Source organism: Mesorhizobium sp. CNPSo 4670 (assembly GCF_057784235.1).
This window is the reverse complement of sequence record NZ_JBWJFQ010000012.1, coordinates 136,358-159,593: the sequence shown is the minus strand read 5'-3', so window position 1 is coordinate 159,593 and position 23,236 is coordinate 136,358. Positions and strand designations below refer to the sequence as shown.

Genomic DNA, 23,236 nt, shown 5'->3' with positions numbered 1-23,236 from the left:
GAGCGCTGACAGTGAATTTCTCACCGAGAACCTGGACATGGCAATTCTTTCGTCGATTGATACCGGCCTGCCCTTCGACGATTATCGTGCGCTCATAGAGCGGCTGCCACCGCTGGATGAGCACGCGGCTGCACGCGTTCGCGACGATTTCGGACGCATGGGCAAGCCCGAAAATTCGCTTGGCCGCATCGAAAAGATTGCCGCTTGGCTAGCCGCTTCGACGGGTCGGCTGCCGACTGTTCAGCGCCCGGTCGTGGCGATCTTCGCCGGCAATCACGGGATCGCGCGACATGGGGTCTCACCGCGTCCGATGGGCGCCACTCGGCGCTTCGTCGAGCTTGCGGCGGCCGGCGGCGCGGGAGTCAACCAGGTCTGTGCACCCCACGACCTCGGGCTGAACCTGTACGACCTCGCGCTCGACCTGCCGACCGCCGATTTCACCACAGACGCCGCGCTGGATGAGGGAGGCTGCGCTGCGACCATGGCATACGGCATAGAGGCGGTCAGCGACGGCGTCGATCTTATGGCACTGGCGAGTGTCGGCGTCGGCTGCTCGACTGCCGCCGCGGCGGTATCGGCCGCGCTCTTCGGCGGCAGTGGTGTCGACTGGGTTGGCGCTGGCTCAGGGGCCGATGCTACGATGATCGGCCGGAAGGCGAAGATCGTCGATGATGGGCTCGCCTTGCACGCCGGCCATCTCGAGGATCCGCTCGAAGTTCTGCGCCGCTTGGGCGGACGCGAATTCGCGGCGATTGCCGGCACAATCATAGCGGCGCGGACACAGGTCGCCGTCGTCCTTGAGGGCTTTGCGGCAACAGCGGCCGCGGCGGTGCTCTATCGCGCCAATCCGACGGCTCTCGACCACTGCCTGTTGGCTTATGTCTCCGCGACCGAGCCCGGCCATCGTCAGCTCGCGAAGAAGATCGGCCTGACACCACTCTTCGATCTGGGGATTGGCGAGGGGGAGGGCACGGGCGCCGCACTCGCCGCCAGCATGGTCAAGGCGGTTGCACTCATCCATTCAGGGATGCTCGCGGCGCTGCCCGCATGACTTTGCGCACGCATCTCGGTCGTAGTGTTCAATTTTGCAGACGCTCAAAAAGAAGACGTCTCCGGCCCTGGAGGTCGCGGCTGCACGAACAGCCGACGTGGTCAGCGAACCAATCTGCCGTGCCCTCTCGCGGTTCGCAGCATGCGTCTCGCCGCACCTCGATGCGCAGTTGGAGATGTCTCGCAAGGGCAGCCACTACAAGCGCCATATTGAAGCCTCTCCGCCGCCTGCACACGTTCCGGTGGGGTTGGAGACGGTACCGCTCCGATCTTGGTTGCAGCATTCAACCGAATAAGCCTCGCGGCTAACATCGGCTATTGCTGCATACCTCCGCGCTCGAAGTTTCTCGGCCCCGCTGCAATGTTGCGACGGATTTAGCTAGCGGAATCAACGCCAATACGTCATGGTGCAATGAATATTGCGAAAGATTGAGACATGAAACCGACCGCTAAAGCGCCGAGAGACTACGAAGAACTAATCCGGCTCATCCACGATAGATATGACGAAATGAGCAAATCGTACCAGAAGATCGCTCTCTATCTCACGCAGAACCCAAACGACGTCGCAGTCAGGTCCGTGAATTCGATCGGGGATAGCAGCGGGGTCCACGCATCGAGCTTCGTGCGCTTTGCGCAGGCGCTCGGTTACGAGGGCTTCAAAGAGCTTCAGTCTCTGTTCCAGAAGCGACTGTCGACCGCCGCCCCCGGTTTTGAGGCTCGTGTGAAGGCACTGGAAACGGAGCTTGGTGGGCGGATCGACAAAAGCGAATATGGCTTCATGCAAGATCTCGTCGTGCGAGACATCGCCTCCCTTCAGGACCTCCTGAGTGGAATCCATCCGGATCGTCTGAGCGAAGCGGTAGACCTGCTCGAAGAGGCGGACGTCATCTACCTCCTCGGCCAACTGCGCTCGGCGCCGGTGGTCGAGCTTCTCCGCTACATTTTGACGATGCTGGGTAAACGTTGCGTCCTGCTGGATGCCGGTGGCGGATTGGCGACCCATATGGCGCGGGCGATGCGGACGACCGACGTGTTGTTCGCCGTGTCTTTCCGGTTCTACGCCAACGAGGTCGTGAACGTGGTGGAAGAGGCGGCTCAGCGCGGCGTGCCTATCGTGGCAATATCAGACAGCACTCTTTCGCCTCTTGCGAAGAGCGCGCGGGTGTTATTCGCGGTGCCCGAGCACGAATATACGTTCTCGCGCTCGCTTGCCGCTCCGATGTGCCTCGCGCAAGCCGTCACCTTAGGCTTGGCGGCGCGCCTTCAAAAAGATCCGCTCAATCCTCGTATTCCCACGGTCACAACTCAGTAGCTGCCTCGGCGCTTTGCGCGGTTCTTCAAGACAATTGGTTTTTCTCCGTCTCCGCTTCGGCGGTTCATGGCTTCAGAGCGCCATCGCCTTCTCAGGAACGGCCATGGGGCCTGGTGCGGCTCCAAGCACGGTCTGGTCGTAATCCACAACAGCACCCGTCATCAGCCCGGCATCGTCCGAAACGAGAAAGTTTACCGCCCGAGCAGCTTCGCGGGGGTCGATCAGGCGTCCGAACGGCAGGTTTGCAACGGCTTTGGCTTCCCAGTCAGGATCGCCTTTCTCGCTCGCCTGCAATTCCCGCTCATGATCGGACGCCATCCAGCCGATATCCAGCTGATTGACGCGGATGCGGTTCTTCATGACCGAAAACGCCGTGTTGCGGGTCAGCGTCGCCAGTGCCGCCTTGGTGGCACAGTAGACGTTGATAAACGGCTGGCCGGCCTGCTGTGAGATCGAGCCGATGTTGCAGATCGCACCCTCGATGCCATTGCGGATCATGTGCCGTATGGTTTCCTGCATGAGGAAGTAAGGTCCGCGCACATTCACGGCGAACAGGGCGTCGAACAATTCTGGCGACGTGTCGAGGATCGTGCCCCGGTCCGTTCGGGCACCGGCGTTGACCAGCACGTCGATCCTACCGAAAACGCGCTCCGCTTCCGCGATCACGCGGCGGCAATCCTCGACATTTCCAAGATCGGCGTTGACATAGTGCACAGGCACGCCCGTGGCGTGTGAAACGTCGGCGGCCACCGCGCGGCCCTTGGTTTCGTTGCGGCCAAGTGTGACAAGGCCCGCCGCTCCGGCTTGCGCCAGCTGGCGAGCGATAGCAGCGCCCAGTCCCTGCGTCGATCCGGTAACGACGCAGATCTTACCATCCATTCGGTTCATGCCTTGTCCTCCACTGTGTAGCCAGCCGCAGCCATCACGCGCAGCAATTCCTTGTGACCAGTCATCGCCATCCGCAGCGGCGGGTTCTTGATCGGGTCTTGTTCCGCCTCAACGACGAACCAACCCTCGTAACCATGCGAGGCGAGTCGCCGGACGATCGCCTCGAAGTCGAGTGAACCGTCGCCGGGCACCGTGAAGGCACCCTTGATCACGGCGTTCAGGAAGCTTTCCCGCGACCGGTCGAGGGCATCGACGACGTCTTGCCGGATGTCCTTGGTGTGAACGTGTGAGATCCGCGCGTGGTGACGGTCGATGACACGCAGTACGTCGCCGCCGGCGAAAGCCATGTGGCCGGCATCGAAGAGCAGGGGCAGCGCCTCGCCCGAGTGCCTCATGAGGAGATCCACCTCGGCTTCCGTCTCGATGGGCGCCGCCATGTGGTGGTGATAGGAAATGGGCATCCCTTCTCCGGCGCACCATTCCGCGAAAGCTGTTAGCTTGCGTCCGTAGGCTTTGACCTCGTCTTCGGTAAGACGTCGCTTGGAAGCAAGCGGCGCAAGACGGTCACCTTGGATCGATCCCGCCGTCTCCCCGTAGACGATGCATGGCGCGCCCACTGCCTTGAACAGCCGCAGCTGTTGGCCAATCCTCTCTTTTTCGGTTTCAAGGTCGCCGTCGAGCAGCAGGCCTGAGAACCAGCCTCCACATACGCTCATGCCCTGCTTCTGCAGGATCGGAATGAGGATCTCGGCATCCATCGGAAAGCGCCGGCCCGTTTCCATGCCGGTGAATCCCGCGCTGCGCGCTTGTGACAAACATTCCTCCAGGGACACGTCGTCACTGAGTTCAGGAAGGTCGTCGTTCCACCACGCAATCGGTGCGATCCCGAGTCTCGCTTTCATCTCTTGCTCCGAGTTGGATTGGCTCCGGCGACGCCGGGCAAGGAGGCCACCCCGCGCCGCCGGCTGCAATGCCCCGTGCGGGGCAGCAGCGTTAAACGCCGACGCGCTGTTTCTTGCGGCCGTCCTCCTGGGCTTTGTGCGCGGCGCGCACCTCGGCGCGCTCGCTGACCTGCGGCACGCCAACGTCCCACCACGCGTCGCCGGGTGTCCAGGTGTAGCCATCGGAGACGATGGTGATGACCGTGGTGCGATCCGTCCCTTTGGCCCACTCCACAGCCTGGCCGAGATCCGCAAGGCTCTCGACCCGCCGCGTCAGGGCGCCCATGGCCTCGGCGTGCTTGGCGAAGTCGACCGAAAACGGCTCGTTGACCCGGCAATCTTTGATCATGTTGTTGAAGGACGCGCCGCCCTTGGCGTTCTGGAGCCGGTTGATCACCGCATAGCCGCCATTGTCACAGACGATCAGGATCATCTTGTGGCCGGCGAGAACCGATGAGTAGATGTCGGAATTCATCATCATGTAGGTGCCGTCGCCGATCATCACGATCGGCGTGCGGCTCGGATCCGCCATCGCCGCACCCCATCCGGCGGCGATCTCATAGCCCATGCAGGAAAATCCGAACTCGCAGTCGAACGTGTTCGGCTCTTTCACACGCCAGTTCTTCATGACTTCCCCGGGCAGCCCGCCTGCCGCGGTGATCAGCAGATCCCGCTCGCCGGCCTTCGCGTTGACCACGCCAACGACCTGCGCGTAGGTCGGAACCGGGTCATTCGTGGGCTTCTGGAAACCGTCGAGCGCAGTGTTCCACTTGGCAAACTCGACCTTGCCCTTTTCGGTCCAACGGCTGTCAACCTTCCAGTCACCAAGCGCGGCCTCGACCTCGTTGATGGTTTCCAATGCATCGCCGACCACGGCAAGAGCCCGGTGCTTTGTGGCATCCCAGCGTGCGGCGTTGATTGAGACGAACTTGGCGTCGGGGCTGAATGCGCTCCACGATCCCGTCGTGAAGTCCATGAGCCGCGTGCCGACGGCCAGGATCACATCGGCTTCACCCGCAAGCGCGTTCGCCGATGTCGAGCCGACGATGCCGATAGGCCCTGCATGGGCAGGATGGTCGTGCGTCACGGTACCCTTACCGGCGATGGTTTCAGCAAGCGGAATACCGCGCGCTTCGGCGAATTTTGCAAGAGCGGCCTCCGCACCGGAGTAACGCACGCCGCCGCCCGAAATGATCAGTGGACGCTTGGCGGTCTTGAGAAGACGCACCGCCTCTTCGAGGCGCGCGCGATCCGGCCGGGGGCGCGGAATCGCATGGACCGTGGGTTCGAAGAAGGACTCGGGATAATCCCACGCGATTTCCTGCACATCTTGGGGGAGGGCGATGAAGGCCGGCCCGCAGTCGGCCGGATCAAGCAGAACCGCGACCGCCTGGGGCAGCGAGGAGATGATCTGTTCGGGATGGACGATACGGTCCCAGTAGCGGGTCACCGCCTTGAATGCGTCGTTGACGTTGATTGTGGGATCGCTGAAGTGCTCGACCTGCTGCATCACCGGATCTGGCCGGCGGCTGACAAAGGTGTCGCCCGCAATCATCAGCACTGGAAGCCGATTTGAATGGGCGACGCCCGCAGCGGTTACCATGTTCAGAGCGCCCGGGCCGATAGAGGTGGCGGCGACCATAATCTGGCGCCGGCGCTTCGCCTTCGCGAACCCTATAGCAGCCAGTGCCATGGACTGCTCATTCTGGCCGCGCCATGTGGGAAGGACGTCCTGCGCGGCCTCCAGGGCCTCGGACAGGCAGGTGACGTTGCCGTGACCGAAAATGGCGAACACGCCCGCAAACAGCGGAACCTTGCTGCCGTCGACGACGGTGAATTGATTGCTCAAATAGCGCACAAGCGCCTGCGTCATGGTCAGACGAATGGTCTTCGTCATCGCTTCCTCCCTGGCGAATTTCCGTTGTCCAGACTTTTACGGAATAGCCATTGACAAATCAACCTCTTTGCAACGATCATTGCAAAAATATTGTTGCGGAGGAATTCAATGCTGAAAATTGGCGTGCTCGGTTGCGGGCGCATCGGGCGCATGCATGCCGCCAACATCGCTGCTCATCCACGAACGAAACTCGCTGCGGTCTACGACGTCAATCGCGCCGCGGCCGACGAAGTGGCAGCTTTGCTCGCGGTTCCCGCGTTGGACTCGGCCAACGCCATGTTTGATACGAGCGATGTGGACGCCGTCTTGATCGCCACGGCGACCGATACCCATGTCGACTACATCGAGCGGGCAGTTGCCGCCGGAAAGCCGGTGTTGTGCGAGAAGCCTATCGATCTCGACCTGAAGCGCGTCGATCGCTGCGCGGCCAATATCCGTGGAAGCAAACTGCCTATCATGATTGGCTTCGTCCGCCGCTTCGACCCTGGGCATGCCGCGGTGAGAGCTGCAATCGAAGGTGGGGAGCTCGGCGAGCTTCACCAGGTGATCATCACGTCGCGGGATCCTGGCATGGCGCCAGCTGCCTACATACGCGTCTCCGGCGGCATATTTCGCGACATGACAATCCACGATTTTGACATGGCTCGCTTCATGCTCGGTGAAGAGCCCGTTGAGGTCTTTGCGACCGGCAGCCGGCTGGTCGACCCCGACCTGATGACCGAGACGAATGACTGGGATACGGTGACCGTGGTTTTGAGCACCGCCAGCGGCAAGCAGTGCATCATCAACAACTCACGACGGGCAGTCTATGGATACGATCAGCGCGTCGAGGCTTTCGGATCTGCCGGCATGGCAATTTCCGAGAACCGCCGCGCGCATGAGGCGCGTATCTATGCCGATGGGCTGACCGATCGGGCGCAGCCCTACCTTCATTTCTTCATCGAGCGTTACAGGGAAGCATTCAACGCTGAAATCGACGACTTCGTCGACGCAATCGAAAACGGACGCCAGCCGTCGGTCGTCTTCGAGGATGGACGCCTTGCACTGGTTCTCGCCGAGGCCGCGATGAAATCTGTCGCTGAGCGTCGCGTGGTCAACACCAGCGAGATCGGTGCCGGCAATGTATGACAAATACGGACTTTTCATCGACGGTGAATGGCGCGCCGCTTCCGACGGAGGCACGGCGACGGTAGACAGTCCCGTCACCGAACGTTCACTTGGCGAAGCGCCGACGGCGACGCTGGAAGATGCGCAGGCTGCCTTGGTGGCGGCCGAACGTGGCCTTGGCGCCTGGCGGGCAAAGAGCGCGTTCGAGCGCGCGGATGCACTTCACGCCATCGCCGACGAAATGGGCCGGCGGCAGGACGAAGCCGCTCGGATAATTACGTTGGAGACTGGCAAGCCCATCGCGCAATCCGGACGCGAGTGGGTGCTGGCGACGGATCAGTTCCGCTGGTATGCCGAAGAGGCTCGACGCATTTACGGCCGCATCATCGAGAGCCGTGTCCCCGGAGGTCGCCTCGAAGTGCTGCACGAGCCGATCGGCGTCGTGGCGGCCTTTACGGCATGGAATTTTCCGGCAGCGCTCGTCGCCCGCAAGATCGCTCCAGCGCTCGCCGCCGGGTGTTCGGCCATCCTTCGGCCTTCAAGCCAGACGCCAGGCGTCGCGATGGTGATGATCGACTGCCTGCGCGCGGGCAGGCTGCCCCCCGGCACGGTCGGCCTTCTCGTCGGGTCGACGGCCACGACCTACGTGCCGCTGATGGCATCGGCGCTTGTGCGCAAGGTGTCGCTGACCGGGTCTACACGGGTCGGGCAGCAAATGCTGCGCGACGCAGCCGATACGGTGAAGAAGGTGTCGATGGAGCTAGGCGGTAACGCACCCCTCATCGTCTTCGACGACGCGGACATCGAAAGCGCGCTCAACGTGTCCGTGCCCACGAAATACGCCAATGCTGGGCAGGTCTGCGTCACCCCGGACCGCTTCTTCATTCACGAAAGGGTCCATGATGCTTTCGTCGATGGTTTCGTTGCGCGGGCCAAGGCCCTGAAGCTGGGCGATGGTCTCGACCCGACGGTGCAGATGGGCCCACTGATCAATGCCAGGAGGCTCGACGAAATCGAAAAAATCGTCGCCGACGCCGAAAAGGCCGGCGCCAGGATTGCCGCGGGCGGCCGGCGCTCGCCAGCCTTCAATTCCGGCCATTTCTTCGAGCCGACGGTTCTTACCGATGTTGCTGAGGACATGACCGTGTTTGCCGAGGAGAATTTTGGTCCGGTGGCAGCTATCAGCCGTTTCTCGTCCGAAGAGGAGGTCCTGGGTCGGGCAAACGCCTCGAAGATGGGACTTTCAGCCTATGCCTTCACCCGGGATGCGGGGCGCGCTCGCAGAGTTGTCGCGACGCTCAAGGCCGGGATGGTCGGCATCAACAGCTTTGCGCTCGCGGCTTCCGAGGCGCCGTTTGGCGGCACCAACCATTCCGGCATGGGCCGGGAGGGCGGCGCCGAAGGTATCCGGGACTACCTCGATACCAAGCTGGCTCAGGTTGTATTCTAAAGGGGTCGTCGCATGATCAAGAATAGGCTCAAACAGCTCTGGGCCGAAGGGAAGCCGACCATCAACGGCTGGCTTTCAATCGGCAACAGTTTCACCGCCGAGATCATGGCGGCGCAAGGCTACGACAGCATCGGCGTCGATCTCCAGCATGGAGTGCTCGACTACAACGGCCTGTTGCCAATGCTGCAGGCGATGCGGGCCTCCGCCACGGTGCCACTCGTCAGGGTGCCTTGGCTGGAGCCGGGCATCATCATGAAAGTGCTCGATGCGGGTGCTTATGGCGTCATCTGTCCGATGGTGAATACAGCCGAACAGGCGGCCGAGTTTGTCAGCTGCCTGCGCTATCCGCCGCTGGGCAGCCGAAGCTTCGGCCCGACACGTGCGAATTTCGCGGCCGGTGCCAATTATGCTTCGGAAGCGAATGCCGAGATACTTGCTTTTGCCATGGTTGAAACCGCCGAGGCGATGGACAACCTCGACGCGATCGCCTCGACCCCGGGGCTTGACGGGATCTACGTTGGCCCGGCCGATCTGACCCTCGGCATGACCCAAGGCCGGCTGCCGCCTGCCTTCGACCGCGAAGAGCCGGAGATGATCGAGGCCATCCAGCGCATCGTGGCGGCCTGCAAAAAAACCGGCATAGCCGCGGCATTGCACTGCGGAACTCCGGCCTACGCGGCGCGCGCGATCGGGTGGGGCTACAACATGACCACCGTCTCCAATGACGTACGCATGCTGGCCGGTGCGGCGGAAGCGAACGTCAATATGTTCAGGGAACTCACGGGCGGATCAAGCGTCAACGCCGGTTCCAAGGGAGGGTATTGATGCCGCATGTTCTGATTGCCGGGAAGCTCCATCCGGCTGGAATTTCCTTGCTCGAGCAGGCCGCAGGCATCACCTACGATTACGTGGAGGAAGTCTCCGAGCCAAGTTATGCGCCGCTGATCGACAAGGCCGATGGGCTGGTGATCCGCACACAGCCTCTCTCGGCCTCGACCGTCGACATGGCGCGCAGGCTCCGGATCGTGTCCCGTCATGGTGTTGGCTACGACTCTGTCGATTTGCCGTCCCTCAACAAGCGCGGCATCACGCTCGCTGTCGTCGGAGACGTCAATTCCATATCTGTCGCAGAGCACGCCATTATGATGCTCCTTGCCTGCGCCAAGCATTCGGTGCGCGGGGACCGATCGGTTCGCGAGGGCGCCTGGAATTGGCGAAACAGGCTGGAAGCTTCGGAACTGGCCGGCAAGCGTCTGCTGATTCTTGGATACGGCCGCATCGGCCGGCATCTCGCGAAGATGGCGGCTGCCTTTTCCATGGAAATCGCCGCCTACGATCCGTATCTCGAGAAAATTGGATGGCCGGATGGCCCTGCTAAAGCCGTCTCCGATCTGGCGTCGGCCCTTCAATGGGCGGATGCGATTTCCGTGCATGCACCCAAGGGTGACGCTCCTGTGATCGGCGAGCGCGAGTTCTCTCTTATGAAGCCGGGAGCCTGGCTCGTGAACACCGCGCGCGGCGGCGTAGTCGACGAAAGGGCACTTCTCGCAGCCCTTGAGTCCGGCAAGGTGGCGGCCGCTGGCCTGGATGTGTTCGATGAGGAACCACCCGCTGCCGACAATCCGCTCCTGTCCTGCGATCAGGTGATCCTGTCGCCCCATATTGCCGGCCTCACCGCCGAATGCGGTGAACGGATGGCCGTGTCGGCGGTGCGCAACGTGCTCGATTTCTTCGAGAGCAGGATCAACCCAGCGCTCGTCGTCAACGGCAAAGAGCTGGAGGCCAAAGCGCGTCGTTGAACAGCCATTGATAATCTTGGCAGCTGAACAAATGCCGTAGCCGCTCCCAAAGCCTTCCCATTCCGGAGTAACAAGAAACGTTGCAACAGGGGATGCTGGGATCTCCGGCAATCGTCCGATTTTGATTTCCCCCAAAGCGGCACAAAAGAAATATCTTATCAAAAACAGTTAGTTAATGGATATAGAAAATAGTTGTTGCAAATTAAGAATCTCTGCAATAAACATTGTTGCACAAGAACTTCATACGCAATTTCCGTTGCAGAATGAGGCGAGGCGAGACTCCAAGAGCCGCCGGTCCATGGGAGGATGAACCACGTGTCTTTGCTTGAAGTGCAGGGCGTCGGCAAAAGCTTCGGAGCAATCCGCGCGCTGTCAGACGTCAGCTTTTCGATCGAGCCCGGTGAAGTGGCCGGCCTGATGGGCGACAACGGCGCTGGCAAGTCAACGATGGTCAAACTGATTTCCGGAAATTTCCCCCCGAGCGAAGGCGAGATCAGGGTCGACGGCAAGGCCTGCCACTTCCACAAGCCGATCGATGCGCGCGCGGAGGGGATCGAGGTCGTGTATCAGGATCTCGCTCTGGCGGACAATCTGACCGCCGCCCAGAACGTGTTTTTGGGGCGAGAACTCAAGAAGGGCGTATGGCCTTTCCGGATTCTCGACAAACAGGCGATGATCGATCGTTCTGCGGAGCTGTTCGGCGAACTCAAGTCGGAAACTAGGCCACGCGACCTTGTAAAGAAAATGTCTGGCGGTCAGCGCCAGGCTGTCGCGATTGCGCGAACTCGTTTGTCCAATGCCAAGCTCGTGCTGATGGACGAACCGACCGCTGCAATTTCCGTACGCCAGGTCGCTGAGGTCCTGGAATTGATCAGGCGCATGAAAGCCCGCGGTGTTGCGGTGATCCTGATCAGCCACCGCATGCCGGACGTTTTTGCCGTGTGCGACCGCATCGTCGTTCTCCGGCGCGGCACGAAGGTTGCCGATAAGCCAACTGATCAGACCTCTCCGGAAGAAATCACCGGACTAATCACGGGAGCGATCCGTGCAGCCTAGTCAACCCCAAACTGCGGAAGATGGCCATGCTTCGATTGCCGACGTCGTCGGTATCGTGGAGCAATCCGCATTTCAGAAGCTGAAGACCAGTCAGGCTTTCTGGGTATCGGTCGCGCTCTTCGTCCTTGTCGTATTCATGAGCATATTGGAGCCGAGTTTCGGCACGGCCGAGAACGCAACCAACATCACCCGCAATTTCGCGCCAATCGCCATCATGGGGCTCGGCATGACCGTGGTTTTGATCACGGGTGGGATCGACCTCTCGGTGGGATCCGTCATGGGGCTGGTCGCCATCGTCGCCGGTGTGCTCCTGACCGCTCACTATTCATGGTACGTGGCCTTTAGCGCGGGCCTTCTCGCCGGTATCGCCTGCGGCTCGTTCAACGGGTTTTTCGTCGCCTATATCGGCATGCCGTCCTTCGTTGTCACACTCGGCATGTTGTCGGTCGCGCGATCATTGGCTGTCGTGCTGTCAGGCAACCAGATGCTCTATCAGTTTGGACCCGACGCGCCGATCGTAAAGGCCATCGGCCAGGCAAAGTGGCCCATACACTCGCCGGAGGGCTGGGTTCCTTACTGGATACCGCAGTTCTCGTCCCACTTCTGGGTGATGGTGGTTATGACGCTAGCCCTCGGCTGGGTGTTCATCTTCACCGCATGGGCGCGCCATCTTTTCGCAATCGGCGGCAATGAGACCGCGGCGCGCATGACGGGCGTTCCCGTCGATAAGATCAAATTCCAAGCCTACGTGTTCTCGTCCTTTTGCGCCTCGATCGCATCCCTGCTCCTGCTCGGTTACAGCGGCTCAGCGATCAACGCGGTGGGAACAGGGTACGAGTTGCGCGTCATCGCCGGCACCGTCATTGGTGGCGCCAGTCTGATGGGTGGCTACGGCACCGCGTTTGGCGCGGTTATCGGATCGGCCTTCCTCGAGGTCGTCCGCAACGCGCTGCTGATGGCAGGCATCGATTCCAACTGGCAGGGTGCCTTCGTCGGAATCTTCATCATTCTCGCCGTGCTTCTTGGCATGGGGACGTCCGGCAGATCGCTGAAGTCCTTTTTCATCATCAAGCGCGGCTAGAGTTCTGCCGGCCTAGGCCGGCGGAAAATCCTGAGGTGGACACAACAAACGGAGGAATATCAATGACGAAATACCTTTTGGCAGCTGCGGTAGCAGCATCCGCCCTGATGGCGGGACAGGCCTACGCCCAGCAGAAATATGTATTCGCGCTTGTGCCGAAGAACATGAACAACCCGTATTTCGATCAGGCGCGTGATGGCTGCAAGAAGGCAGAAGCCGAGTCCAAAGGCGCATTCGAGTGCATGTACATCGGACCCGGCGAACACGGTGGCGGTGAGGAGCAGGTTCAGATCGTGCAGGATCTGGTCGCCAAGAAGGTCGATGGTATCGCCGTCGCGCCTGCGAACGCGGCCGCGATGGCCGTCGCGCTGCAAGCTGCCAAGGAAGCAGGTATTCCTGTGTTGACCTGGGACGCGGACGTGCTGCCCGAGAACAAGGACCTGCGCGCCGCGTATGTCGGGACGCACAACTACGAGATCGGTGTGAACCTCGCCAAGATCGTGCAGACGATCAAGCCGAAAGGGGGCACCATCTGCATCCAGTCCGGTGGCGCGGCCGCGGCAAACCACAACGAGCGCATGCAGGGCATCCGCGACACGCTCTCCGGGACCAAGTCAGCCGCCTCGCCGGGCGATCCTTTGACCGGCCAGAACGGCTGGACCGAGGCGCCAGGCTGCCCGCTGTATACCAACGACGATTTCCCATTGTCGGTACAGCAGTTCCAGGACTTCATGGCGAAGATGCCGAACCTGGACGCATTCGTGCCGACCGGCGGCTTCCCGCAATTTGTGCCGGACGCCAACCGCGCCGCGGTCGAGCCGTACAAGGACAAGATCGCCAAGAAGGAATTGGCGCTGGTCGTTGCCGACACCTTGCCCACGCAGATTGAACAGATGAAGGAAGGATATTCCCTCGGCCAGGTCGGTCAGCGTCCCTTCGAAATGGGCTACAAGACCATGCTCGCGTTCAAGGACATGAAGGACGGCAAGCCGGCTCCGACGGATCCGACCTACACCGGACTTGACGTCTGCACGCCGGAGACGGCCGACACCTGCATCGCGAAGTAACCAGGAAAGGAGGCGGGAGAAATCTCGCCTCCCGCTCCCATGGACGGTCCTCGACGGGCCGTTCCGAACTTGCACCTTATTGAGCTTGAAAGCATGACAGTCAGACCTGAGCTGCGCATTGGCCTGATCGGCTCCGGCTTCATGGGCAAGACCCACGTGTTCGGCTTCGCAACCGCACAACGTGTTTTCGATCTGCCGTTTGAGATCGTTCTGCATACAATCGCCGACCGCTCTGACGAGATCGCAGCCCAGGCGTCGCGAGCGCTAGGCTTTGCCCGGTCGAGCGGCGACTGGCGCACGCTCATTTCAGATCCCGAAATCGATGTGATAGACATCACCGCCCCGAATGCCTTTCACAAGGAAATGGCACTCGCAGCCATCGCCGCCGGCAAACACGTCTACTGTGAAAAGCCCCTCGCACCGCTGGCGACCGACGCATGGGAAATGGCTGAAGCGGCCAAACAGGCTGGGGTGCGCACGCAGGTCGGCTTCAACTATCTTTGCAACCCGATGCTGCGCTTGGCGCGTGAGATGATCCGGAACGGAGAGCTTGGCGAGATCCGGAGCTACCGCGGCATCCATGCCGAGGACTATATGGCGGATCCGGAAAGCCAGTTCACGTTCCGCCACGATCCAGTTGGCGGAGGTGCGGTTGCGGACCTTGGAAGCCATGCGCTTGCCACGGCCGAGTATCTTGTCGGCCCAATAACACGGGTGTTGGGCGATTGCGTCACAGTAATCGGTGCGCGCCCCGATGGCGCCGGTGGTAGGCGTGATGTGCAAGTCGACGACCTGTCCCGGATGTTCGTTCGATTCGACAATGGCGCATCGGGCTCAATCGAAGCCAGCTGGATTGCCACGGGGCGCAAGATGCAGCACGATTTCGAAGTGTATGGCACTAACGGCGCGCTGGTCTTCACCCAGGAACGTTTTAACGAACTGCACTTCTACAGTGCCGCGGATCAAGCCGGACGTCGTGGATTCAGGCGTATCGAAGCCGGTCCGGACCATGACCCGTACGGACTGTTCTGTGTCGCCCCCGGACATCAGCTGGGTTTCAATGACCTCAAGGCCATTGAGATTGCGAACTTCGTGAAAGCCATATCCGGACAGGGGCCGGAACCGATGAATTTCCAATCCGGCGCGCGTATCCAGGCCCTTGTTGAGGACGTGCATAGGTCCTCCGCCGGCGGAGTGTGGATCGACGTCAGCGAGTAACGCCAAATCGACTCCGAAATTCAACCACCCGCTCGGTAGCAGCGACAGCCATTGGAGCCCTTTATGTCAATTCGCCTTGCCGTGATTGGCGCCGGAATCATGGGTAGTGACCATGCTCGCATTTTCGCGGAAGAATTGCCGGGATCTACTTTGCAGGTGATCTGCGACGCATCGGAGCAGCGGGCGCGGAGTTTGGCGGAAAGAGTCGGCGCAGTACACGTGCTGACCGACCCGGAAGCCGCAATTGCGCGCCACGATGTCGACGCGGTCGTGATCGCGAGCCCGGATTTTACCCACGCACCACTGTCGCTGGCTAGCCTTCGTGCCGGCAAGCCGAGTCTATGTGAAAAGCCATTGTCGCAGTCTTCGAAGGAATGTCTGCAGGTCATGGAAAATGAGATCGCCGTTAACCGTCGTTTGGTCCAGGTCGGTTTCATGCGGCGCTTCGATCAGTCTTACACCGAGATGAAAGCCGCGGTGGACGGCGGGAGCCTCGGTCGAGCACTGATGATGCACAACTTTCATCGCAACGTGGAAACCCCGCAGGCCGACTTTACCGCCGCGATGGCAATTACGAATTCAGCTCCGCATGAATTCGACGTCGCGCGCTTCGTGCTTGGTGTCGAATACAGCTTCATCTCGGCTTTCCAGCCGCTTCGTTCAGATTCGAAGGTCGCTCCGGTTTTTATGGTCTTGGAAACATCAGAAGGCCAACTGGTCAACATCGAGATCAACAACAACGCATCCTATGGTTATGATGTGCGTGGGGAGCTGGTAGGCGAGAAAGGCGCGACATCGCTCAGCGCGCTGTCTTTTGCGACGGTCGATTCTGGCTTGGAGCACGTCACGCGTTACGAAAGCGATTGGAGAGGGCGCTATGCCGAGGCCTATCGCCGTCAGAACCGCGCCTTCCTGAAATTCGTGCAAACCGGCCAGTTCCCCGCGATCGCCGCGAATGCCTGGGATGGATACTGTGCTGCCATCGCTGCCGAAGCAGGGGTGTGCGCTCTAGCCCAAAATCGAAGGGTTACGGTTGAAATGGAAAGCCAACCTGCCTTCTACCAGAGTGGCGATCACAACTGAAATCGGCTGGGCCAAAGGCCGTTTCTGGTGCAAACGGAAACGACAAACGGACTTCCGGCCCCAAAGGCGACATCAGAACATCTGCTCAGTCGCACAAAGATGTGTGCTGATTTCCGAGCGCCGCAGACCTTGCCCTCCTCGTTAAAGCGGTTCAGCGTTTTAACGGAATCGCCGAACCGCTCTAACTCTCTGTTTTTACGCAAACTTGGGCGAAAAACCACTGCACACCTTTCCTGGAATTGCTCTAGCTGAGCCGCCCGTAGGCCATAGCCATGCCGGCTACTCGGCAAACGGCGATCTATGCAGCAAGTCGACCGACGAGCGGCCGCGCGTATATCCCGGGACATATTTCGAGGCAAAGTCGGCGATGAAATTGTCTCTCGTAGTATCCGGATGGTTCCTTGCGATGTCACAGAGGCAAGTCGTCAGATGTTTTTTCATCCCAAGGCGAGGATAGGCTGACAGGATCACGTCCTTGTTGTCGTCGCTCAGTTCATCGTAACCGAAGCCACCATAGTCACACCCGATACCACTGATGCAGCATGCAATGTCGACCCCTTTGTACCGGGCAATCGACCCCGTGGTGTGCAAGGCGATAGCGTCCCATATCGTGTCTGCGCGCCGCTCTCCCATCTTGTGGCAAAGGGCGAAGTCGCGGCCAGCATCTGCTCCGATAACCTCGAATCGACGGTCCGGAGCGCCACCGCGCGAAAGACCGAGATCGTGCAAAAGCACCGCGACGGCAACCAGTTCCGCGTCCGGGGCGAGCACGCGCTTCTGGGCAAGCTTGGCGCCATAAAGCCAGGAACGCACCACGTGATTGAAGAGCCAAGGCAATGACTCAGCTTGCGCAGCCTCATAAGCATCCCGTACGGCGCGACTGTCGGGCAACGCAAGATCCAATGTCCGGCCGACTGCCAGTGCATCAAGGAAGTCAGGCTTGTCCAGACCGCTCATCTCGGACTCCATGTGTTTTGCGGACGGTTATGTCCGTTCCCGTCGGGTCAAGAGACTGGCGCCACGAAGCCCGGGCCGAGGATCCGGCGCCTGTGTTCCTGCCTCGGCTACAAAGGCGTGGCGCCCACACATACCTGAACACCTTACGCCTGACGGGCCGCCGCCCAGCCTTCAAGACGTGCCCGCCGTTGCGCCTGGTTCATCGCGTTGCGCGCGTTCACGGCTTCCAGAATTTCAGGCGACGCCGTGTCCGGGCGGCCCGCATTGAAGGGCGGTTGGGGCGCGTACTCGAGGCCGAGCTGCACCATTTCGGCTACCCGTTGGCCGCTTAGCTCGGCGATGAGGGCCAGGACAAAATCGATACCTGCCGTGACGCCGCCGCCGGACAGGATATTGCCATCCCGGACGATGCGGCTGTCGTCGACGATGGCCCCAAAGATCGGCAGCAGGTCCCGCCACGCCCAATGGCAAGCCGCCCGGCGACCCACGAGGAAGCCAGCAGCTCCGAGGATGAGCGAGCCAGAGCATACAGACGTCAGATAGCGAGCGTATCTGGTTGTCTACCATCGTCGCCATGGCGGGCAGTCGCAATTCGCCGCGTCGATCGATCTTGCGCCAAAGAGCGATCGGATCGCCGCTGCCTTAGGTCACGCGCGGGATCACATTGCTGAGGACCTTCCTGTCGAGCGCCTGGCGGAGGTGGCCGGTATGAGCCTGCGCCAGTTCAGCCGGACATTCCGGGCGCAGACCGGCACCACGCCTGCGCGTGTCGTGGAACGGCTTCGCGCGGATCTGGCAAGAGGCCGCATAGAGGCAACAGCGGAACCTGTCGAACGCATCGCGGAGGCAGTGGGCTTTGGAGATGCCGAGAACATGAGGCGGGCATTTATCCGGATCTACGGGCGACCACCCCAATCCATCAGACGGTCCGCTCGGAACTGAGCTCCTCAAGGGTGCCCTGGCACGAGCGCGGCAGTGTATCAAGACCTTCAACGACCAACGTCCAAACCGCTCCAACGAGAAGTTCCGGGGACCGAATCTCGCTGCCGACGCCGCCGGGGCGCGCCTTACGGCTCAATGAACATGCTGTTCCCGTTGGCGCTCTGCGCGGCCGGAACCTCTTCCTGCAAAACGTCCCAATGTTCGGCGATCTTGCCGTTGGCGACCCGAAAGACGTCGACCGCAATCATGGGCTTCGGTCCCCACCCGGTATAGCGGCCGTGAATGCTGACGTAATCGTCGTCCGCAATGACCAGGCCGGGTTCGTATTTGAAATCTGGCGACAGGCTTCCCAGCAGCGCCTTGATCGCTGCCGGTCCATTTGGAATCTGCGGATTGTGCTGGCGATAATCGGCGCTGAACAGGCGATCGATTACAGCGGGATCGCGTTGGATGAAGACGCCCCTGATCGCCTCGAGAACAAGCGCCTTGTTGGCTTCCACCGTGTTTGAGGTCGTCATACAGTCGTGCTCCGTCCGCGGCCGGGACTTGCCAGTCCCCAACTCGTCAAGTAAAGGTGCATAGGTACAGATCGGTTCTTTTATAGGTACCGATCTGTCCCTTTGTCAATCGACGCCGCAGAGAAAATGCAAGCATGAGCATGACTAAAGGACGGCGAGGCGCGCCGCGTCGGGATGAGCCTTCCGCACGCGCCCGCCTGGTCGAAACCGCGACCGAGCTCTTCTATCAGGAAGGAATTCGCGCCGTCGGCATCGACGCGGTCGTGGCGCGCTCGGGGGTGTCCAAGTCTTCCCTCTACCGGACCTTCGCCTCGAAGGATGATCTGATCGCGGCCTTTGCGGAAAGCGAGGACCTGCGGTTTTGGCAATGGTGGGACGAAACTGTGGAACGCCACGCCGATGCGCCGTCTCGACAGGTGAGAGCGCTGCTTGAAGGCATTGGCGATCAGATCGCAAGCCCGCATTTCCGGGGCTGCCCGTTCATCAACCTGGCCAACGAGTTTCCGGATCGTCAACACCCGGGCACGGCCGTTGCTTGCGCCAACAAGCAGGAAATGCGCGAACGCCTGCGCGCGATCGCTCGCGCTCTCGGCGCGCGCAATCCGCAAAGGCTTGGGGATCAACTTGCGCTGCTCATCGACGGCGCATATGGCCACGCCGTCACCCTTGGACCCGATGGCTTGAGACGCGAACTGATCGACACGGCAAAGGTGCTGATCGACGCCCAGATCCGGTAACCTCGACTGTTGCGATGGCTTATTTGGCTCAGCCGCCATGCGACCCTCCGGGCCCACCAATTTCATTTTGGACGATAGGCGGTCAGTTCGGCGCGGCGGAAAGAAGCAGGATGGCGTGTAGAGCCGACATTGCATGAGGTTGTAGCTATATAGCGGCGGTTTCGACCGCGCACCTCTGGTTGCGCCCACGAAGCAGCAGTGAATGTGCTACATATTGTGATACCTATTGTGATACAAATCGGCTGTTGAAGTCGTTAAAAAGCGAATAGAAACAATTGCTTGTGGTCGCAGGCGATCCCAGCCAAATCTACTCGCCCGCAGCATGGCCACGGGCCGCAGCGAGATGATTGGCGTAGCCGGTATTGAGAATTTGTATTTTGCACGAGCCATTCGGGCCATCACGGACACAGCCAGCGCAAATGGCTTCGGTGTGGTTCTAGCCACCACGGACGAGGATATCGAACTCGAACGGAACGCGGTGCGCGTGCTGCTCGCCAACCGTGTCGATGGCCCGATTGTTTCGCCAACCTCCAGCATCGAGGTGGATCACCTCAACGGCGCGGGACATGGGTTTTCCCTTCGTCCTTCTCGACAGGCGTGTACCGGTACTCAATGCCGACACCTTTGCGATTGATAACTTTCGCGCGGCCCATCAGGCGGTGGCGTCTCTCATCAAGCGAGAACACCGACGCATCGCACTTGTGTCCAACGCCCCCTCTCACGGGGAGCGACAGTACCTGATTTCCTCTGTTCGCGAGCGTATCGACGGTTACCGCGCAGCGCTCCACGACGCCGGAATCCAGATTGTCCCCAAGCTGATTATCCTCGGAGGTTGGGACACTGAGAATCTTGCTCGCCAGTTGCGCCAGCGCTGTCAGTCTGCGAACCGTCCGACCGCGTTTCTCGCGACGGACAGTTCCGTCGCCCTCGTCCTTCTCGGCGTCCTTCGAGAGCTAGGTTTATCAATACCCGACAAGGTTTCGCTCATCTGTTTTGACGACGCCGACTGGACGGCGGCGGTGACGCCCCCCTTGTTCTGCTTGCCGCGCAGAATCTCCCCTTCGCAAAGCTTGAAGACGTGATGCGCTTTCAGGAAGGACTGCTCAAGGCCGGTATGCCGGAGTTGCCGTTCGACTTCGATCCGAAGTCGCCGGACAGGCTGAGCGGCGACGAGATGCACAGACTGATGTTCGGCCACACGATCGCCGGGGCGTGTGCTGGACCCGCACGACGAACGCCGCCACGCTGCAGGCGAAGGATTTCAAGAGCGGGGTCCCGTGGAGCGTCACTGCGTCGGCAGATGGATCGACCTATGCCTACACGTGGGGTGATGTTGCCGACAGCGGCGGGTATGCGCATTTCGAGGGCAACCGGGACTGCTTCTATTTCAGGGACACAAGGGCCTGTGCCGAGATCTTCCGGAATCCGAACGGCCCGCGCGCGGAACAGAACGAATATTACTGGCTGCACCACTGGAATCCGGGATGGGGTTTAGGTCAGACGTTCGTCCTCGGCAAGGTTGGCACAATGTGGCCACTCGCTGCCAAATTGTTGAAGGTCCACTATCAGCCGGACTCGGCGCCATGCGAACTGTCCGCCTGGGAGGCTTTTTTCCTGAAGCTTCCGGTCCGCATCCGGGCCAAAGAGAGGGGCACTTCCTATCGTTCGTTTTCCTATCGGATGTCCGGGTTTGACCCAGAGGCGGACATTCGACCAAGGTTCGGGCTATCGTGCGTTGACGTGACTGCTCTATGCCGAGACGGGGAGGGTCTGATCGGGCTATGGTGCTCGGCTGGACAGGGAAGGACGGAATGAGCGAGTCCCGAAAGCTTGCTGCAATCCTGGCCGCCGACGTCGTTGGCTACAGCCGGCTCGCCGGCGCGGACGAGGATCGCATCTTGGCGCGGCTGCGGGCACTTCGAAGCGACCTGATCGATCCCACGATCGCCGTGCATCATGGTCGCGTGGTCAAGCGAACCGGGGACGGAGCCCTCGTCGAGTTCCGTAGTGTGGTCGACGCGGTGCGCTGCGCCATTGAGGTGCAGACCGCCATGCTCGAACGCAATGCAGGTGTTGCGCTCGAGCGCCGTATTGAGTTCCGCATCGGAATCCACATAGGAGACGTCGTTGAGGAGAGCGACGGCGACCTCATGGGTGACGGAGTCAACATCGCGGCACGCCTGGAAGGCGTCGCTGCCCCCGGCACCATCTGCCTTTCGGAGGATGCCTATCGGCAGGTCAGGTCGAGGCTCGATCTCTTAGTCAGCGATCTCGGCCAAACCCACCTCAAGAACATCGCCGAGCCGATGCGGATCTATTCGCTCGAGGTCGGCGCTTCGGCGAAGGCGGGCGCTATCCCGCCCCTGGCCGCGCCGGTGCGACCTACTGCCACCAGTCCGGCTGCCCCGATAGAGCTTCCAGAAAAGCCTTCGATTGCCGTTCTGCCATTCACGAACATGAGTGGCGATCCCGAGCAGGAGTACTTTGCCGATGGGGTCACCGAGGACCTGATCACCGCGTTGTCGCGAGTTCGATGGTTCTTCGTGATCGCCCGCAACTCCTGCTTCGCCTACAAGGGGAAGTCCCCGGACATCCGCGCTGTGGCCCGCGAGCTCGGGGTGGCATATGTGCTCGAAGGCAGTGTGCGCAAGGCAGGCAACCGCGTTCGTGTCACTGCGCAATTGATCGAGGGCTCATCGGGCAATCATGTCTGGGCGCAACGCTACGACCGAGACCTGGAAGACATCTTCGCCGTTCAGGACGAGATCACAACCACATTGGTCGGCGCGATTGAGCCGGAACTTGGCCGGGCCGACCGGGAGCGGGCACGGGCCAAACGCCCGGACGACCTGCGAGCATGGGATTTTTGCCAGCGCGGCTTCTGGCACATCTACAGACGTACCGAAGCGGACCTTGCTCAGGCGCAGCATTTTTTCCGCCAAGCGATAGAAGTCGATTCCGGTCTAGCTCGTGCCTACGCCGGTGCCGAGGAAGCCTTTTTCTTTCAGATCATAGGCGGCTACGTCGACACGGTGGATGCGAAAGCCAATGCACTTCGGTTCGCAGGGAGGGCGGTCGAACTCGACGGCCAAGACGCGTTCAACCGCTACGCTCTGGGACGAGCACTAACAATGGTGCGTCGCCACGACGCGGCCATATTTGAGCTTCGCAAGGCGACAGAACTGGACCCAAGCTTTGCACAGGCCCACTACGCGCTCGGCATGGCGCTTTCCACCAGCGGACACCCGGAGCAAGCGTTGCCGCATATAGACATCGCGATGCGACTCAGCCCGCAAGACGCATATTATGGCCAGTTCTTGCTGCGAAAGGCGGAAGCCTGCCTCTTTCTGGGAAGGCTGGATGACGCGGTTGAATGGGCCGAACGGTCACTCCGCGAGCCCAATGTCCAATGGTCGCGTTGGGCCATTTTGTCTGCCGCTCAAGCACACCTTGGGCGAATGGACGAGGCGCAGCGTAGCGTCGATCGGCTGAGGGCTCTGCGCCCCGATATAGATCTGGCTTTCGTCCGCGACTATTGGCCGATCGCGGACGTCGGAGCGCTTGATTGCCTGGTCGAGGGTCTACGAAAAGCTGGATTGCCGGACTGAACACATGATCACCGATATTTGGCGCAAAGCCGCCCGGGATATGCTGGACGCGAAGGTCCGCTTTTCAGCCCAATCACCCCGAAAGCAGCCATTCCGCTTTCGGCCATATTGAGACGTTCATTGCCTCGATGCTAAGCGTCGGCGCATGGCGCAACTTGCCGGTTCCTATCGACGACCAAGGAACGGCGGAGTTCCACCCTGAGCGGGCTTACGACCTCGGTATCAAACGTCAGATTTTGACCACTAGCACCCGCTCTCCACGGAGAAAAGGCCGGGGCTGTTAAATCAGCATCGTGCGGGCATGCGCGCCCCGAAGCTGGGATTCCATCGACCGCAGCGTACGTGAGGCAGCGGCCAAGGTGTCGGCCATCTTTTCGGCCTTGTTCGGGTGACCGTCTTGATGGCGACGAACTCGCCATCCTTGATGTCAATTCGCTTCCAACCGTGCCCCCCTTTTCGCGTCCAATCGCGACCCTTCTGGGTGCCCAGGTTTGGGCTTATCCGGGTAGTGCATAGGAGGGACCC

Annotated in this window: 22 protein-coding genes; 15 read left to right on the top strand and 7 right to left on the bottom strand. The window is 60.8% G+C overall.

Annotation, left to right across the window (positions count from 1 at the left end):
• The first annotated feature begins 37 nt into the window (after positions 1–37).
• Entirely contained in the window at positions 38–1,051 is a 1,014-nt protein-coding gene (locus AC0ZT5_RS20760; protein WP_488497937.1) for a nicotinate-nucleotide--dimethylbenzimidazole phosphoribosyltransferase, read from the top strand.
• 435 nt (positions 1,052–1,486) lie between these two features.
• A complete protein-coding gene (locus tag AC0ZT5_RS20755; RefSeq protein WP_488497936.1) occupies positions 1,487–2,362 on the top strand; it encodes a MurR/RpiR family transcriptional regulator in 876 nt (291 codons plus the stop codon).
• A gap of 72 nt (positions 2,363–2,434) precedes the next feature.
• On the opposite strand, the gene AC0ZT5_RS20750 is transcribed toward AC0ZT5_RS20755, so the two are convergent.
• The 3 genes from AC0ZT5_RS20750 to iolD form a co-directional block, all read right to left on the bottom strand.
• Positions 2,435–3,250 (bottom strand): SDR family oxidoreductase, encoded by an 816-nt coding sequence (locus AC0ZT5_RS20750; RefSeq protein ID WP_477291558.1) that lies wholly within the window; start codon positions 3,248–3,250, stop codon positions 2,435–2,437.
• On the bottom strand, positions 3,247–4,152 hold the full coding sequence (gene iolE, locus AC0ZT5_RS20745) for a myo-inosose-2 dehydratase (protein ID WP_488497935.1): 906 nt from the start codon (positions 4,150–4,152) through the stop codon (positions 3,247–3,249). The genes AC0ZT5_RS20750 and iolE overlap by 4 nt, the downstream gene beginning before the upstream one ends.
• Positions 4,153–4,243: 91 nt before the next feature.
• Positions 4,244–6,088: a 3D-(3,5/4)-trihydroxycyclohexane-1,2-dione acylhydrolase (decyclizing) gene (gene iolD / locus AC0ZT5_RS20740; protein ID WP_488497934.1), complete on the bottom strand. Its 1,845-nt coding sequence runs from the start codon at positions 6,086–6,088 to the stop codon at positions 4,244–4,246.
• Positions 6,089–6,196: 108 nt separating this feature from the next.
• Between iolD and iolG the strand changes: the two genes are divergently transcribed.
• From iolG to AC0ZT5_RS20695, 9 genes are all read left to right on the top strand, one after another.
• Positions 6,197–7,216 (top strand): inositol 2-dehydrogenase, encoded by a 1,020-nt coding sequence (iolG, locus tag AC0ZT5_RS20735; RefSeq protein ID WP_488497933.1) that lies wholly within the window; start codon positions 6,197–6,199, stop codon positions 7,214–7,216.
• Positions 7,209–8,645 (top strand): NAD-dependent succinate-semialdehyde dehydrogenase, encoded by a 1,437-nt coding sequence (locus tag AC0ZT5_RS20730; protein ID WP_488497932.1) that lies wholly within the window; start codon positions 7,209–7,211, stop codon positions 8,643–8,645. Before iolG ends, AC0ZT5_RS20730 begins: the two co-directional genes overlap by 8 nt.
• Positions 8,646–8,657: 12 nt before the next feature.
• Positions 8,658–9,470: an HpcH/HpaI aldolase family protein gene (locus AC0ZT5_RS20725; protein WP_488497931.1), complete on the top strand. Its 813-nt coding sequence runs from the start codon at positions 8,658–8,660 to the stop codon at positions 9,468–9,470.
• Positions 9,470–10,444, top strand: coding sequence for a hydroxyacid dehydrogenase (locus AC0ZT5_RS20720; RefSeq protein WP_488497930.1), 975 nt, complete (start codon positions 9,470–9,472; stop codon positions 10,442–10,444). Before AC0ZT5_RS20725 ends, AC0ZT5_RS20720 begins: the two co-directional genes overlap by 1 nt.
• A gap of 306 nt (positions 10,445–10,750) precedes the next feature.
• Positions 10,751–11,500: an ATP-binding cassette domain-containing protein gene (locus AC0ZT5_RS20715; RefSeq protein ID WP_477291572.1), complete on the top strand. Its 750-nt coding sequence runs from the start codon at positions 10,751–10,753 to the stop codon at positions 11,498–11,500.
• Positions 11,490–12,581, top strand: a complete 1,092-nt coding sequence (locus AC0ZT5_RS20710; protein ID WP_488497929.1) for an ABC transporter permease — start codon at positions 11,490–11,492, stop codon at positions 12,579–12,581. Before AC0ZT5_RS20715 ends, AC0ZT5_RS20710 begins: the two co-directional genes overlap by 11 nt.
• 152 nt (positions 12,582–12,733) lie before the next feature.
• A complete protein-coding gene (locus AC0ZT5_RS20705; RefSeq protein WP_488497928.1) occupies positions 12,734–13,648 on the top strand; it encodes a substrate-binding domain-containing protein in 915 nt (304 codons plus the stop codon).
• A gap of 93 nt (positions 13,649–13,741) precedes the next feature.
• A complete protein-coding gene (locus AC0ZT5_RS20700) occupies positions 13,742–14,866 on the top strand; it encodes a Gfo/Idh/MocA family protein (protein ID WP_488497927.1) in 1,125 nt (374 codons plus the stop codon).
• A gap of 63 nt (positions 14,867–14,929) precedes the next feature.
• Positions 14,930–15,949 (top strand): Gfo/Idh/MocA family oxidoreductase, encoded by a 1,020-nt coding sequence (locus AC0ZT5_RS20695; RefSeq protein ID WP_488497926.1) that lies wholly within the window; start codon positions 14,930–14,932, stop codon positions 15,947–15,949.
• A 279-nt stretch (positions 15,950–16,228) separates the two neighbouring features.
• Here the strand turns inward: AC0ZT5_RS20695 and AC0ZT5_RS20690 are convergent, their stop codons facing one another.
• Both AC0ZT5_RS20690 and AC0ZT5_RS20685 read right to left on the bottom strand, forming a co-directional pair.
• The gene (locus tag AC0ZT5_RS20690; RefSeq protein ID WP_488497925.1) at positions 16,229–16,906 is read right to left on the bottom strand and encodes an HD domain-containing protein; all 678 of its coding nucleotides are present in this window, start codon (positions 16,904–16,906) and stop codon (positions 16,229–16,231) included.
• A 143-nt stretch (positions 16,907–17,049) separates the two neighbouring features.
• Entirely contained in the window at positions 17,050–17,445 is a 396-nt protein-coding gene (locus AC0ZT5_RS20685) for a DJ-1/PfpI family protein (protein WP_488497983.1), read from the bottom strand.
• Positions 17,446–17,458: 13 nt separating this feature from the next.
• Between AC0ZT5_RS20685 and AC0ZT5_RS20680 the strand changes: the two genes are divergently transcribed.
• A complete protein-coding gene (locus AC0ZT5_RS20680) occupies positions 17,459–17,848 on the top strand; it encodes a helix-turn-helix domain-containing protein (protein WP_488497982.1) in 390 nt (129 codons plus the stop codon).
• A 125-nt stretch (positions 17,849–17,973) separates the two neighbouring features.
• Here the strand turns inward: AC0ZT5_RS20680 and AC0ZT5_RS20675 are convergent, their stop codons facing one another.
• Complete coding sequence (locus tag AC0ZT5_RS20675) at positions 17,974–18,366, bottom strand: nuclear transport factor 2 family protein (RefSeq protein ID WP_488497924.1); 393 nt, start codon at positions 18,364–18,366, stop codon at positions 17,974–17,976.
• Positions 18,367–18,500: 134 nt separating this feature from the next.
• Between AC0ZT5_RS20675 and AC0ZT5_RS20670 the strand changes: the two genes are divergently transcribed.
• The gene (locus AC0ZT5_RS20670; protein ID WP_488497923.1) at positions 18,501–19,103 is read left to right on the top strand and encodes a TetR/AcrR family transcriptional regulator; all 603 of its coding nucleotides are present in this window, start codon (positions 18,501–18,503) and stop codon (positions 19,101–19,103) included.
• Positions 19,104–19,539: 436 nt separating this feature from the next.
• On the opposite strand, the gene AC0ZT5_RS20665 is transcribed toward AC0ZT5_RS20670, so the two are convergent.
• Positions 19,540–19,671 (bottom strand): hypothetical protein, encoded by a 132-nt coding sequence (locus AC0ZT5_RS20665; RefSeq protein WP_488497922.1) that lies wholly within the window; start codon positions 19,669–19,671, stop codon positions 19,540–19,542.
• On the opposite strand from AC0ZT5_RS20665, the gene AC0ZT5_RS20660 reads away from it, so the two are divergent.
• Together AC0ZT5_RS20660 and AC0ZT5_RS20655 are read left to right on the top strand one after the other, a co-directional pair.
• A complete protein-coding gene (locus AC0ZT5_RS20660) occupies positions 19,670–20,185 on the top strand; it encodes a substrate-binding domain-containing protein (RefSeq protein ID WP_488497921.1) in 516 nt (171 codons plus the stop codon). The genes AC0ZT5_RS20665 and AC0ZT5_RS20660 overlap by 2 nt on opposite strands.
• Before the next feature lie 729 nt (positions 20,186–20,914).
• Positions 20,915–22,711 (top strand): adenylate/guanylate cyclase domain-containing protein, encoded by a 1,797-nt coding sequence (locus tag AC0ZT5_RS20655; RefSeq protein WP_488497920.1) that lies wholly within the window; start codon positions 20,915–20,917, stop codon positions 22,709–22,711.
• The last annotated feature ends 525 nt before the right edge of the window (positions 22,712–23,236 follow it).